At 69.1% G+C, this 14,676-nt stretch carries 10 protein-coding genes; 9 read left to right on the top strand and 1 reads right to left on the bottom strand.

Annotation, left to right across the window (positions count from 1 at the left end):
- The first annotated feature begins 5 nt into the window (after window positions 1-5).
- The 5 genes from atpA to IFT88_RS08375 are packed head-to-tail and all read left to right on the top strand — an operon-like array spanning window position 6 to window position 5,136.
- The gene (gene atpA, locus IFT88_RS08355; RefSeq protein ID WP_043594509.1) at window positions 6-1,643 is read left to right on the top strand and encodes a F0F1 ATP synthase subunit alpha; all 1,638 of its coding nucleotides are present in this window, start codon (window positions 6-8) and stop codon (window positions 1,641-1,643) included.
- 44 nt (window positions 1,644-1,687) lie between these two features.
- A complete protein-coding gene (locus tag IFT88_RS08360) occupies window positions 1,688-2,587 on the top strand; it encodes a F0F1 ATP synthase subunit gamma (RefSeq protein ID WP_043594511.1) in 900 nt (299 codons plus the stop codon).
- A 41-nt stretch (window positions 2,588-2,628) separates the two neighbouring features.
- On the top strand, window positions 2,629-4,089 hold the full coding sequence (gene atpD, locus IFT88_RS08365) for a F0F1 ATP synthase subunit beta (protein ID WP_043594513.1): 1,461 nt from the start codon (window positions 2,629-2,631) through the stop codon (window positions 4,087-4,089).
- A 2-nt stretch (window positions 4,090-4,091) separates the two neighbouring features.
- A complete protein-coding gene (locus IFT88_RS08370; protein WP_192119961.1) occupies window positions 4,092-4,352 on the top strand; it encodes a F0F1 ATP synthase subunit epsilon in 261 nt (86 codons plus the stop codon).
- Between the two features lie 28 nt (window positions 4,353-4,380).
- A complete protein-coding gene (locus IFT88_RS08375; RefSeq protein ID WP_056226030.1) occupies window positions 4,381-5,136 on the top strand; it encodes a YaaA family protein in 756 nt (251 codons plus the stop codon).
- Window positions 5,137-5,162: 26 nt separating this feature from the next.
- On the opposite strand, the gene IFT88_RS08380 is transcribed toward IFT88_RS08375, so the two are convergent.
- A complete protein-coding gene (locus tag IFT88_RS08380) occupies window positions 5,163-5,723 on the bottom strand; it encodes a methylated-DNA--[protein]-cysteine S-methyltransferase (RefSeq protein ID WP_082059908.1) in 561 nt (186 codons plus the stop codon).
- Window positions 5,724-5,913: 190 nt separating this feature from the next.
- Here IFT88_RS08380 and IFT88_RS08385 point away from each other — a divergent pair, with 190 nt between their 5' ends.
- From IFT88_RS08385 to IFT88_RS08400, 4 genes are all read left to right on the top strand, one after another.
- Window positions 5,914-6,462 (top strand): FHA domain-containing protein, encoded by a 549-nt coding sequence (locus tag IFT88_RS08385; protein WP_043594518.1) that lies wholly within the window; start codon window positions 5,914-5,916, stop codon window positions 6,460-6,462.
- Window positions 6,459-7,256 carry a PP2C family protein-serine/threonine phosphatase gene (locus IFT88_RS08390; RefSeq protein WP_043594520.1) on the top strand — a complete coding sequence of 266 codons (798 nt, stop codon included), beginning with the start codon at window positions 6,459-6,461 and terminating at the stop codon, window positions 7,254-7,256. The genes IFT88_RS08385 and IFT88_RS08390 overlap by 4 nt, the downstream gene beginning before the upstream one ends.
- Window positions 7,257-7,431: 175 nt before the next feature.
- Complete coding sequence (locus tag IFT88_RS08395) at window positions 7,432-8,853, top strand: serine/threonine-protein kinase (RefSeq protein WP_056226036.1); 1,422 nt, start codon at window positions 7,432-7,434, stop codon at window positions 8,851-8,853.
- Window positions 8,854-8,918: 65 nt separating this feature from the next.
- Window positions 8,919-14,657, top strand: a complete 5,739-nt coding sequence (locus IFT88_RS08400) for an Ig-like domain-containing protein (protein ID WP_192119962.1) — start codon at window positions 8,919-8,921, stop codon at window positions 14,655-14,657.
- Window positions 14,658-14,676 lie beyond the last annotated feature (19 nt).

Here is a 14,676-nt window from a genome sequence, read left to right on the forward strand (position 1 = left end):
TCACAATGGCAGACATCAAGATCAGCCCGGATGAGATTCGCGACGCGCTGAAGGACTTCGTCTCGTCGTACGACCCGTCGAAGGCCTCGACCACCGAGGTCGGCCACGTCACGGACGCAGCCGACGGCATCGCGCACGTCGAGGGTCTCCCCGGCGTCATGGCCAACGAGCTCATCCGCTTCGCGGACGGCACGCAGGGTCTGGCCCAGAACCTCGACGAGGACGAGATCGGCGCCATCGTGCTCGGCGAGTTCTCCGGCATCGAAGAGGGCATGGAGGTCACCCGCACGGGTGAGGTCCTGTCCGTCCCCGTCGGTGACGGCTACCTGGGTCGCGTCGTCGACCCGTTGGGTGCTCCCATCGACGGTCTCGGCGACATCGCCACCGAAGGTCGCCGCGCCCTCGAGCTGCAGGCTCCTGGTGTCATGCAGCGCAAGTCGGTCCACGAGCCCATGCAGACCGGCATCAAGGCGATCGACGCCATGATCCCCGTCGGCCGTGGCCAGCGTCAGCTCATCATCGGTGACCGCCAGACCGGCAAGACGGCCATCGCGATCGACACCATCATCAACCAGAAGGCCAACTGGGAGTCCGGCGACGAGAACAAGCAGGTTCGCTGCATCTACGTCGCCATCGGCCAGAAGGGCTCGACGATCGCCTCGGTCAAGGGTGCCCTCGAAGAGGCCGGAGCGATGGAGTACACGACGATCGTCGCGGCTCCCGCCTCGGACCCCGCCGGCTTCAAGTACCTCGCCCCGTACACCGGTTCGGCCATCGGTCAGCACTGGATGTACAGCGGCAAGCACGTCCTCATCATCTTCGACGACCTGTCGAAGCAGGCCGAGGCCTACCGTGCCGTCTCGCTCCTCCTGCGTCGCCCGCCGGGACGTGAGGCGTACCCCGGAGACGTCTTCTACCTGCACTCGCGTCTCCTCGAGCGTTGCGCCAAGCTGTCCGACGAGTTGGGTGCCGGTTCCATGACGGGTCTCCCCATCATCGAGACCAAGGCCAACGACGTGTCGGCGTACATCCCGACCAACGTCATCTCGATCACCGACGGCCAGATCTTCCTGCAGTCCGACCTCTTCAACGCCAACCAGCGTCCCGCGGTCGATGTCGGCATCTCGGTGTCCCGCGTCGGCGGTGACGCTCAGGTCAAGTCGATCAAGAAGGTCTCGGGCACGCTGAAGCTCGAACTCGCCCAGTACCGCTCGCTCGAGGCGTTCGCGATGTTCGCGTCCGACCTCGACGCGGCGAGCCGTCGACAGCTCGCACGGGGTGCTCGTCTGACCGAGCTCCTCAAGCAGCCGCAGTACTCGCCGTACCCGGTCGAGGACCAGGTCGTCTCGATCTGGGCCGGCACCAACGGCAAGCTCGACGAGGTCCCCGTGCCCGACATCCTGCGTTTCGAGCGAGAGCTGCTCGACTACATGGGCCGCAACACGTCCGTGCTGTCCGACCTCCGGGAGAAGAACGTCCTGTCGGACGAGATCGTCGCAGCTCTCGAGAGCGGCATCGACTCGTTCAAGCAGGAGTTCCAGACCGGTGAGGGCAAGCCCCTCGCCTCCGTGGGACGCGAAGAGTTCGAGGCCACCGACGCCGACGACGTCAACCAGGAGAAGATCGTCAAGACGAAGCGCTGACGCGCCCGTTCGACGTTCACGACTGACGAGACAACAGGAGAGTAATGGGAGCCCAACTCCGGGTCTACCGGCAGAGGATCCGCTCTGCGCAGACGACCAAGAAGGTCACTCGCGCGATGGAGCTCATCTCGGCCTCGCGCATCCAGAAGGCGCAGGCCCGGATGAAAGCCTCCGGGCCGTACTCGCGAGCCATCACACGCGCGGTGTCGGCCGTGGCGACGTTCTCGGACGTCGACCACGTGCTGACCACCGAGCCCGAGACGGTCGAGCGTGCCGCGATCGTCGTGTTCACGTCCGACCGCGGTCTCAACGGCGCGTTCAGCTCGAACACGTTGAAAGAGAGCGAACAGCTCGCACAGCTGTTGCGGAGCCAGGGCAAAGAGGTCGTCTACTACCTCGTGGGTCGCAAGGCCCAGGGATACTTCGCCTTCCGACGTCGTGACGCCGAGCAGGTGTGGACCGGCAACACCGATCAGCCCGAGTTCGCCACGGCGAAAGAGATCGGCGACGCGGTCGTGTCCAAGTTCCTCACCGAAGCGGCCGAAGGTGGCGTGGACGAGATCCACATCGTCTACAACCGTTTCGTGAACATGGTCAGCCAGGTCCCCGAGGTCGTCCGTCTGCTTCCCCTCGAGGTCGTCGAGGGCATCGAAGAGCCTGGTGAGGACGAGGTCCTGCCGCTGTACGACTTCGAACCCGATCCGACCGAGGTGCTCGACGCTCTGTTGCCGGTGTACATCGAGAGCCGCATCTTCAACGCCATGCTGCAGTCGGCCGCCTCCGAGCACGCCGCCCGTCAGAAGGCCATGAAGGCTGCCAGCGACAACGCCGACACCCTCATCCGCGACTTCACCCGTCTGGCCAACAACGCGCGTCAGGCCGAGATCACGCAGCAGATCTCCGAGATCGTGGGCGGCGCAGACGCCCTCGGGTCGGCCAAGTAGAGCTCTGCACCACAGCATCATCATCCGAAGAGAGAGAAGCCATGACTGACACCGCAACCGCACCGGTCGCGACCGAGTCGGCTCCCGGCGTCGGGCGCATCGCCCGGGTCACGGGCCCCGTCGTCGACATCGAGTTCCCGCACGATGCCATCCCCGGCGTCTACAACGCGCTGACCACCAAGATCACCATCGGTGACACGACCACGCAGATCACGCTCGAGGTGGCCCAACACCTCGGTGACGACCTCGTTCGTGCCATCGCCCTCAAGCCCACCGACGGCATCGTCCGCGGGCAAGAGGTCATCGACACCGGCGCCCCCATCTCCGTGCCCGTCGGCGACGTCACCAAGGGCAAGGTCTTCAGCGTCACGGGCGAGATCCTCAACCTCGAGGGTGACGAGACCGTCGAGATCACCGAGCGTTGGCCGATCCACCGCAAGCCCCCGAAGTTCGACCAGCTCGAGTCGAAGACGCAGCTGTTCGAGACGGGCATCAAGTCCATCGACCTCCTGACGCCCTACGTGCAGGGTGGCAAGATCGGCCTCTTCGGTGGTGCGGGCGTCGGCAAGACCGTCCTCATCCAAGAGATGATCCAGCGCGTCGCACAGGACCACGGTGGTGTGTCGGTGTTCGCCGGTGTCGGCGAGCGTACCCGTGAGGGCAACGACCTCATCGCCGAGATGGACGAGGCGGGCGTGTTCGACAAGACCGCCTTGGTCTTCGGCCAGATGGACGAGCCGCCGGGAACCCGTCTCCGCGTCGCGCTCTCGGCCCTCACCATGGCCGAGTACTTCCGTGACGTGCAGAAGCAGGACGTGTTGCTCTTCATCGACAACATCTTCCGCTTCACGCAGGCCGGTTCCGAGGTCTCGACCCTGCTCGGTCGCATGCCTTCTGCCGTGGGTTACCAGCCCAACCTCGCCGACGAGATGGGCGTCCTCCAGGAGCGCATCACCTCGACGCGTGGTCACTCGATCACCTCGCTGCAGGCGATCTACGTGCCGGCCGACGACTACACCGATCCGGCCCCCGCGACGACCTTCGCGCACCTCGACGCGACCACCGAGCTGTCGCGCGAGATCGCGTCGCAGGGTCTCTACCCCGCGATCGACCCGCTGACCTCGACCAGCCGCATCCTCGACCCCCGTTACCTGGGCCAGGCGCACTACGACACGGCCATCCGGGTCAAGGCCATCCTGCAGAAGAACAAAGAGCTGCAAGAGATCATCGCCATCCTCGGTGTCGACGAGCTGTCCGAAGAGGACAAGATCACGGTGTCGCGTGCCCGTCGCATCCAGCAGTTCCTCTCGCAGAACACGTACATGGCGAAGAAGTTCACCGGTGTCGAGGGATCGACCGTCCCGCTGAAGGACACCATCGAGTCCTTCACCGCGATCGCCGACGGCGAGTTCGACCACGTCGCCACGCAGGCCTTCTTCAACGTCGGTTCCATCTCGGACGTCGAAGAGAAGTGGGCTCAGATCCAGAAGGAGAACGGCTGATCGTGGCTGCTCTCACTGTCAGCGTCGTCTCGGCCGATCACGAGGTGTGGTCGGGTGAGGCGTCGTCGATCGTCGCTCGCACCGCCGAGGGTGAGATCGGAATCCTTCCCGGTCACGAGCCGATCCTCGCCATCCTGGCCTCAGGCCAGGTCAGGGTCCGGTTGTCCGACGGCACCACCGTCGAGGCGACCGCTAACGACGGCTTCCTCTCCGTCGAGAACGACACCGTGACGGTCGTCGCGCGCAACGCGCAACTCAACTGATCACCAGCTGTCCGCACCACCGAGTTCGATGCTGTTCCTGCTGCCCCCGTCCGAGACCAAACTCGACGGGGGCAGCGTCGGTTCACGGCTCGACGTGGCGGCACTGTCGTTCGACGAACTCGAGGGCCCACGCCGCGCCTCCTTGGCTCTGCTCGACGAGATGTCGGCAGACGTCTCGGCCGCCGCCGTCGCCCTCAAGCTCGGACCCACCCAGGCTCACGAGGTCGAGCGCAACCAGCAGGTGACCGTGTCGCCCACGATGCCCGCTCTGGCGCGCTACACGGGCGTCCTCTTCGACCCCCTCGATGTGGGGCTGCTCGGTGACGACGCGTGGAACTGGGCCCACCGACACGTGGTGGTGCACTCGGCCCTGTTCGGGTTGCTCCGGGCCGGTGACGAGATCCCGGCCTATCGGCTGTCGCACGACTCCAAAGTGCCTGGGACGACGTTGAAGAAGCTCTGGCGCGGACCGGTGTCCGAGGTGCTGGCCGGCGTCGACGAACTCGTCGTCGACCTGCGATCGGAGGGATACGTCGGTCTCGGGCCGACGGGGCCCCGATCGACGTACGTCAGGGTCGTCTCGGATGCGGGCGACCGGCGTCGGGCCCTCAACCACTTCAACAAGAAGAGCAAGGGGTTGTTCGTCCGGGCGCTCCTGACGGATCGCCCCGAACTGCGCGACATCGGCGATCTGACGCACTGGGCCCACGGTCGGGGCTTCGTGCTCGAGCCAGGGGACGAGACGGTCCTCGTTGCCGAGTCTGTCCTCGCGGCCTCGGTCTGATCGTCGGGCGAACGACCGGTCCCGGCTCAGTCGAGCGGCACAGGACCGTCTCGGAACGCGATGCCCTCGTGCCGCAGGAGCCACTTCTTCGTCTCGACCCCCTCGCCGACGGTGTATCCGGTGACGCCGCCCGTCCGGCCGAGCACGCGATGGCAGGGGACGAGCAGAGGGAGCGGGTTCGTCGCGACGGCTCCGCCGACGGCTCGACCCGCCCGGGGGTTGCCGAACGTCCCGCCGAGCCGTCCGTAGGTCGTGGCCCGACCCCACTCGACCTCGAGCAGAGCGGACCAGACCGAGCGCTGGAAGCTCGAACCCACCAGCCGGAACGGTAGGTCGAAGCGGGTGCGCACCCCCTCGAAGTAGCCGTCGACCTGTCGTCGGGCGGCGTCGAGGAGGCTGTCGGGCCGTTCGGGGTGATCGTCGTGGGGCAGCACACCGTCGCGCTCGATCGCCAGGCCCTCGACGGCGAAATGCCGGCTGACGATCTCGATGCGTCCGACGGGGGAGTCGAGCCGGACCAGTCCCGGCGGTTCGTCGTCGCCGGCTCGGCCGGGCGGCAGCGGGGGCACGAGGACGAGGTCGGTCATGGCGTCACGCTAGGGCGAGTGTCCGGGCCGATTGAGGGTGTCCGGCGCCGATGTGCGTCGATGGCATCCCGCCGAGCGTGGGGAGGAGACGTCGTGCGGCGCTACTCCGACGAGGTGTGGGTCGCGCCGCGCGCTAGCGTGGAGGTCGTGGTCGCCGACGCGCACCACGGCCCCCGGTGAGAGGAACGAGATGCCCGCCGAACATCGTCCAGACCCGTGGCACGAACTCCACGGCATCGACGACACCGTCGTCGGCCGTCGCGCCCGTCCCTCGGGCCCCGCGGACGCGGACGACACGGTCCTCCGAGCGTCCCCTCCGGTGCCCGCGCCGACGGGCCGAGAGCCGAACGCGTCCGCCCGTCCCGCCCCGCGCCTCCACGGGGTGAGGGTGGCCGGGCAGGACCTGCTGCTCGACTCGCCCGTCGTGGTCGGGCGCCGGCCCGCCGGTCCGCGCCTCGGGTCGGGGCCCGTCCCACGGCTGGTGACGGTGCCGTCTCCCCGCCACGAGGTCTCGGGCGCCCACGTCGACGTGCGCCAGCAAGGAGGCATCGTCGTGGTCACCGACCTGCGTTCGACGAACGGGACCCGGGTGACCGAGCCCGGACGCGTTCCCGTGGTTCTGCGGCAAGGCGAGTCGCTCGTCGCGCGTGCAGGCACGATAGTGGACGTAGGTGACGGGAACCTTCTCGAGATCCTGCCTCCCCAGCGCATCATCCCGACGAAAGAACCCCTCCTGTGACAGAGCTCGGCCGCCCCACGACCGCCCACGCCCTCGGCCTCGACGGCCCGGGGCTCACCTTCGACTGGGCGGGGGTGACCGACGTGGGTCGTCGCCGAGCCCACAACGAGGACAGCTACCTCGCCGCGGCCCCGCTCTTCGTCGTCGCGGACGGCATGGGCGGACACAGCGCCGGCGACGTGGCCAGCGACGCGGTCGTGCGCCGCATGAGCGAGATCGCGTCCCGACCGTTCGCCACGACGGACGACGTCGAGACGGCTCTGCGCGTCGCCACCGAGGACATCGCCGTCGCGGCGGCCGACACCGAGCTCGGGGTCGGCACGACGGCCACCGGGGCGTTCCTGTCCCGCGAAGCAGACGGCGCCGAGGTCGACTTCACGGTCTTCAACGTGGGTGACTCGCGTGTGTACATGTTCGAGGACGGCCGCCTGCGCCAGGTCACCGTCGACCACTCCGTCGTCCAGGAGATGGTCGACGCCGGGCTCCTGCACGCGGACGACGCCGAGAAGCACCCCGACAGCAACGTCATCACCCGGGCGGTCGGGTTCGACGTCGATCCGCGACCGGATTACTGGCGGGTCCCCGCCCGGCCCGGCCTGCGCCTCCTGGTCTGCTCGGACGGCCTCACCAAAGAGCTGTCGGCGGACCGGATCGCCGAGGTGCTGGGCGGTGTCGAGGGTGCCGAGCAGGCGGCGACGGCCCTCGTGGAGGCCGCCGTCGAGGCGGGCGGGCGCGACAACGTGACGGCTCTCGTCGTGGACGTCCGCGGCGTCGAGACGCCGGACGCCGACTAGGCGCGACACGCATCCGCGGACGACCCGGCCCCCGAAGTGGGGGGAGTCGGCCTGTCCACAGGGGGGCCCACGGGCCTCTCGGGCGTCAGGGGCTCCCACGTAGAATGGCAGCGGTCGGACCGACGCCGACCAGCTCCACCCAGCCGACCCGGCATCGATCCCCAGAGGAGGCGACGTGGCTCGACGACTGCCTTCAGCGCCCCCCGTGCTGCCGGGATTCTCACACGTGCGCGTGCTGGGGTCGGGCGGCTTCGCCGACGTGTTCCTCTACGAACAGAACATGCCGCGCCGGCAGGTCGCGGTGAAGGTCATGCTCAGCGAGGTCGTGAACGACCAGGTCCGACAGATGTTCCAGGCCGAGGCGAACCTCATGGCCCAGCTCAGCGCACATCCGTCGATCCTCACGGTGTTCCAGGCCAGCGTCTCGGCCGACGGCCGCCCCTACCTGGTCATGGAACTCTGCTCCTCGTCGCTGAGCGAGCGGTACCGGCGCGACCGCATCCCCGTCGCGGACGTGCTGCGCATCGGCGTCAAGATCGGCAGCGCGGTCGAGACGGCCCACCGGCAGGGTGTCCTCCACCGCGACCTCAAACCGTCGAACATCCTCATGACGGCCTACGGCCATCCGGTGCTGTCCGACTTCGGCATCGCCGCGTCGCTCAGCGAGAGCGAGCCGCAAGAGGTCGTCGGCATGTCGATCCCGTGGTCGGCGCCCGAGGTCTTGCTCGACGAGACGAACGGCACGATCGAGTCCGAGGTGTGGTCGCTCGGCGCGACGGTGTATTCGTTGCTCGCGGGCCGGAGCCCGTTCGAGGTCCTCGGCGGTGACAAGAACGGCGCCTCCGACCTCATCGGTCGCATCGACAAGGCCAAGCTCGTGCCCACCGGTCGGACGGACGTCCCGCCCACGCTCGAGCGACTGCTCGCGCGGTCCATGTCGCGTCGCCCCGAGAACCGCCAGGCCAGCGTCCTCGAGTTCGTGCGCGAGCTCCAGCAGGTCGAGAGCGAGATCGGCGTCGTGCAGACGCCCATCGAGGTGGCCGTCGACGACTGGGCCCTCGCGACCGTGGCAGACCTCGAGGACAAGACGCGCCTCCGAGGGGTGACCCCGGTGCAGGCCTCCCGGCGTCGTCGCCGACGTCGGGCGACCGAGGCCCAGGTCCAGGCGCAGCACGGCGGTTCGTCGCAACAGAGCCGCGCGGTGCCCCGCAGCACGGGAACGCGCCCGGCGCGACGTCGGTCCGTGCTCGTCATGACCTGGGTCCTCGTGGCGGTGTCCGTCGTGGGCATCGGCCTGGCGGCCGCGGCGACGCTCGTGCTCGTCCGCTCGACGTCGACCGACATTCCCCGGGTGGCCGACGTCGCGTCGTCGAGCGACGGGTCCTCGGTGGTCTTCACCTGGAGCGATCCGGGGCTGCGGGCAGGTGACACCTACATCATTTCGACTGGCGGGCAGACGAGCCAGCAGTCCGCCGACCGGTTCGTCGCCACCCCCGCCGACCCGGGTGACGAGGTCTGCATCACCGTCACCGTGAGCCGCGGTGGTTCGACCGGCCCGGCGAGCAACGAGAACTGCGCGACGGCGGGTCAGGGCTGATGGGACGGCTGCTCGATTGGGCTGCCCGTCGTCGATCCGCCGTGGTCACGGGCGTCGGAGTGGTCGTGGTGACCACGCTCGTGACGACGATCGCCGTGGCCAGCAACGGCTACGAGGCCCAGCGAGTAGACCTGTCCGACGGCACCGTCTGGGTGGCCAACGGCGAACGATCTGCGATCGGCCGGGCGAACACCGACGTCCTGCAGCTCAACTCCGCCGTGCGCGGCACCGGTGCCGACCTCTCGGTGGCTCAGCGCGGGCAGGACGTCCTGCTCGTGGACCGCAGCAACGCCACGGTCGGCGTCGTCGACACCGCGACGGCCGAGGTCGCCGAGAGCGTCCCGCTGCCTCCGGAATCACCCGACGTGTCGATCGCGGGCGACCGGGCGCTGGTCGTCTCGCAGGGCACGGGCGAGGTGTGGAGCCAACCGCTCTCCGACCTGTCGTCGTTCAGCACCGAGGTCGACCCCGATCTCAGCCTCGGCAAGGGCCTGGTCACCAGCGTCACGGCCGACGGGACCGTGGCCGCCTACTCGACCGACACCGGCCGGGTGTCGCTCTTCGACGGCACGGTGTCACCCGACGTCACCGAGACGCACGACGTGCCCGCCTCGTCGTCCGCCGGGTACCAGGTGGCCTCCGTGGGCAGCCACTGGGCCGTGCTCGACGCCGTCACCGGGGCCCTCGTCGTCGACGGACGGCAGGTCGACCTGTCCGACCGGGCGTCCGGCGGACTCGCCCTGCAGGCCGGGTCCGACACGGGCGACGAGGTCCTGGTCGCCACGTCCACCGGACTCCTGTCCGTGGCGGTCGACTCGTCGCGGGTCACCGAGGTCGTCGGCGGACGCGAGGGCGAGCCCGCACGACCCGTGGTCGTCGGCGACTGCCGGTTCGCCGCCTGGGCGGGTGGTTCGGCGTGGAGCGACTGCGCATCGGCCCGCGGGGGAGTCCTCGACCTCGACCAGGTCGCCGGAGGCGCGGACCTCGTCTTCGACGTCAACGCGCGTCGGGTCGTGCTGAACGACCCGGCGACGGGGCGGTCGTGGGCCGTGCAGCGTTCCGGCCAGCTGATCGACAACTGGTCCGACCTCTTCCAAGAGGACCGCGACCAGGAGGAACAGCAGGAGAACGACGACGAGCAACCGCCCGAGCTCGATCTCGATCAGAAACCACCGGTCGCCGTCGACGACGCGTTCGGCGCGCGACCGGGTCGTGCGACCACCGTGCCCGTCCTGCTCAACGACTACGACCCGAACGGCGACCCGCTCGTGGTCGACGACGTGTCCCCGCTCGACGACTCCGTCGGCAGGCTCGACCTCGTCAACGACCGGCAGCAGGTGTTGCTCACCCTCACCGACTCGGCCTCGGGCGCGTTCACGTTCGACTACACGATCTCGGACGGTCGGGGCGGGCAGGCGAGTGCGACGGTCACCGTCACCGTGCGCCAGCCGTCCGAGAACTCGCCGCCGCAGCAGGCGCGCAGGACGACCGCGTCGGTGTCGTCGTCGGGGCGTGTCACCACCTCGGTCCTGGGCGACTGGGTCGATCCCGACGGCGACGCCTTCTACCTGACCTCGGCGGGTGGGGTGGCCGGGGTGTCGTACAAACCGTCGGGGGACGTCGTCTACCAGGACGCCGGCGCGGGCGACACGACCGTGGACGTCCCGTTGACCGTTTCGGACGGCCGTGACGAGGGGCGAGGGACGCTCTCGATCGATGTGATGGGGGCGGGCCAGGTCCCGCTCGAGGCCCTGCCGTTCTCTCAACAGGCCTACGCGGGCCAGCAGCTGACCGTGAGACCGCTGACCTACGCCCGGGGCGGTACGGGCACGATCAAGCTCAACAGCGTCCCGGCGAAGGACGACGTCACCGTCACGCCGAACTACGAACAGGGCACGTTCCGGTTCCTCAGCGACACGCCGGGGACCCATCTCCTCGAGTACACCGTGACGGACGGCGACCAGACGGCGACCGGCACGGTACGGGTGGACGTCCAGTCCCCTCCGGACGCGGGCACGCCTCCGATCACGACGCCCAAGACGATTTTCGTCGAGACGCTGGGCACGCAGACGCTCGACGTCGTGGCCACGGATCGCGACCCGGCCAACAACGTCCTCATGCTCACGGCGACCGACGCCGTACCCGCCTCGTCGGGGGTCAGGGTCGAGACCCTCGACCAGCGCTACGCCCGCATCACGCTCGCGGCTCCGCTCGACGACGGGCCGGTCACCTTCGGCTACACCGTCAGCAACGGCCTCGCCTCGGCCACCGGCACGGTGACGGTGGTCGAGATCCCGCGCCGGGCGATCACCCAGCCCCCGATCGCGACCGACGACCAGGTGACCGTCCGGGTGGGGGACTCGATCGACATCGACGTCCTCGCGAACGACGAGCAGCCGGACGGCGACGAACTCACGCTGGTGCCGCGACTCGAGAGCGACGTCCCGGCCGGCAGCGGGTTGTTGTTCGCGTCGGGCAACCGTCTGCGGTACCTGGCCCCCTCCACCCCGGGCAACGTCACGGCGACGTACACCGTCGAAGGTCCGGACGGACAGCGGGCGTCCGCCCAGGTCGCCATCGCGGTCCGCGAGGTCGACGCCGGCAGCAACGCGGCCCCCTCGCCCCAGTCGGTGACGGCGCGCGTGGTCGCCGGCGAGACCGTCCGCGTCGGCGTCCCCCTCGACGGGATCGATCCCGACGGCGACTCGGTCCAGCTGCTCGGGGTGGGCACGAACCCCGAGAAGGGCAGCGTGGCGACGGTCGGCACCGACTACGTCGAGTACCAGGCGAACGCCAGCTCGGCGGGCACCGACAGCTTCACGTACACGGTCGTCGACGGGTTGGGGGCCCGGGCGACCGGCACGGTCCGCGTGGGCATCTCGACCCGCGCCGACGGGTCGCGCAACCCCATCGCCGTCGCGGACGCGGTCACCATGCGACCAGGGGGTTCCATCACCGTCCGGGTGCTCGACAACGACTCCGACCCCGACGGAGGCACGTTGTCCGTCGACGCGGTCGAGCCGAACGGCGACGGCGTCGTCGCCAAGGTCGTCTCGGGGACGATGGTGTCGGTGACGCCCCCCGAGACACCGGGCACGTACGGCCTCGTCTACACCGTGTCGAACGAACGCGGTGGTCAGAGCTCGACCTTCGTCACCGTGACGGTCGACCCGGATGCGCCGCTGAACTACCCTCTCGCCGACGACACGGTGCTCGGACTCAGCGACATCGCCGGTCGGCAGACCGTGACGGTCAACCCGCTGACGAACGTGTTCTTCTCCGACGGCAGCACGTCCCAGCTCGACCTCGGACTGGCTCCGGGCTTCGGCTCGACCGCCGAGGTGACGCCGAACTCGCGCGTGACCGTCCGCATCACCGACTCGAGCCAGATCGTCCCGTTCTCCGTCTCGAGGAAGGACGACCCGGGCATCCGCGCCTACGCGTTCATCGTCGTGCCCGGGTTCGACGACGCCCTTCCCCAGGTCGACCGGACCGTCCGTCCGATCACGGTCGAGAGCGAGAAGGCCGTCACCATCGACCTCGACCGTTACGTCATCTCGGCCGGTACCAACGGCGTCCGACTGACCGACCCCGGAACGGTCCGGGCGACGAACTCGAACGGTGACGATCTCGTCGTCGACGACACGACCCTCCGCTTCACGTCGGCCGACCTGTTCTCGGGCACGGCCTCGATCTCGTTCCAGGTGACCGACGGCCGCTCGGCCGACGACCCGGACGGACGGACGGCGTCGCTCGTGCTGCCCATCACGGTGACGTCGCGAGAGAACCAACCGCCCGTCTTCAACGGCGTCTCGGTCGACCTCGAACCGGGCCAGTCCCGCACACTCGACCTCACCAGGCTCACCACGTATCCGTATCCGGACGACGTCGACGAGCTCAGCTACTCGATCGAGCAGAGCGGTGTGGCGGGCTTCGGCTACGACCTGTCGGGGTCCAAGCTCACGGTGTCGGCGGATGCGGGGGCCGCCAAGGGGACGAGCAGGTCGCTGCCCGTCGCCGTCAGCGACGCACTCAATCCGGGCCGGAGCGGTGCCGTCACCCTGTCCGTGGTGGGATCGACCCGACCCCTCGCCCAACCGGCGGCCGACCGTGCCGTCGTCAAGCGCGGGGCGTCGACCACGGTCGACGTGCTGCAGAACGACCAGGCCACGAACCCCTTCCCCGGCCAGGCGCTCCGGGTGGTGGCCATCAGGGGGCTGAACGGGTCGTCCGTCCCGGCCGGTGTCTCCATCACGCCGAGTGGTGACAACCGCAGTCTCGCCGTCTCGGTCGCGGCCTCCGCAGCCCCGGGCGACACGAACCTCCAGTACCAGGTGGCCGACGTCACGAACGACCCCGACCGCTACGTCTGGGGCACCGTCACGATCAGCGTGCAGGACGTTCCGAACGCCCCCAACGCACCGGTCCGATCGGGCACCTTCACGGGGGGAGAGCTCACCCTCAGCTACACGGCACCCGCGGCCAACAACTCGCCCCTGACCGGCTACCGTCTGACCGGCACCGGCTCGGCCGGCGGTTCGTACTCCAGGAATTGCGGACTGGCCACCGTGTGCACCCTGACCGACCTGCCTGCCGGTCAGCGGTTCTCCTTCTCGGTCGTCGCCACCAATGCCATCGGAGACTCCGCCTCGTCGGCATCGAGTCCGGCGTACAGCGCCGACTACGTGCCCGCCGCACCCACCGGCCTCAGCGCGACCGCGGTGTCGTCGGGCCAGGGGGACACCCGGATCTCCTGGACCGATTCGCCCGACCCTCGCCCAGGATCCGCGATCCAGTCGTACGTCGTCGAATGGTCGGGGCCCACGACGGGATCTCAGACCGTTCGCCGTGGGGCGCAACAGAGCGTGATCGCCGGGCTCCTGCCGAACCAGAACTACACGGTGAACGTGTACGCGAAGAACGACGCCGACGTGGACAGCGAGGCGGCATGGGCCCGGGCGTCCCTGACGCGAGTCGTCCCCGTCGGGAGCCCCGGGGTGCCCCAGGTCACCGCCACCCCGGTGAGCGGTGGCGTGCAGATCACATGGACGCCGTCGACCGCGAACGGGGGATCGGCTCCCGCATACCGGGTGGTCCGCATCGCGAACTCGGACGGGCCGGTGTCCTGCGACACCGCCGGTGACGCCGTCCCCCTCGCCGGCGGGGGAGCGATGGACTCGTCCGCGGAGGACGGGGTCACGTACCTGTACGTCGTGAAGGCGGACAACGGCACCTTCTGTTCCGCGGGTTCAGGTCGTACGACGGCGCTCAAGGCCCCGGGTGCTGCTCGCGCGACCGTGGCGACGGATGAGAACGGCGGAGGCCGTTTCGACGTGAGGGTCTCCGCGGCCGACGTGGTGACAGGCACGGCCGCACGGTACGAGTGGTCGCAGAACGGGCAGACGGGTTGGCAGGCCGTCGCGACCGACGGCTTCATCTCCTCCGGGGGCTACGGCACGGAACTCGAGGTCTACGTCCGAGGCTGTCGGGACGCCTCGGAGACGTTCTGCGGCACGGCGTCCGGTCGCTACGCCGCGACGCCCGTGACCGTCAGGCCGGTCATCGTCTCGTGCGTCCCCGGCGAACCCCTCGTGGTCAACCTGCCGTCGAACGGTAGCCTCGACTTCTCGGCGACGGTCGAATTCAATGTGTCGCCCGTCATCCTCGACAACTGGCAGTCGGGTAACGGGAACGGCGAGTACACGACGTCGTCCCGGGTCGAGCCGACGGCGACGGAGGTCCGCATCCGCGGGACGGTCGACGGAAAGACCGACAGCGGCTACGCACAAGTCACCTGCGGCTAGAGCCCACGAACGACACATC

Source organism: Frigoribacterium sp. CFBP 8751, from assembly GCF_014841545.1.
GTDB lineage: Bacteria > Actinomycetota > Actinomycetes > Actinomycetales > Microbacteriaceae > Frigoribacterium.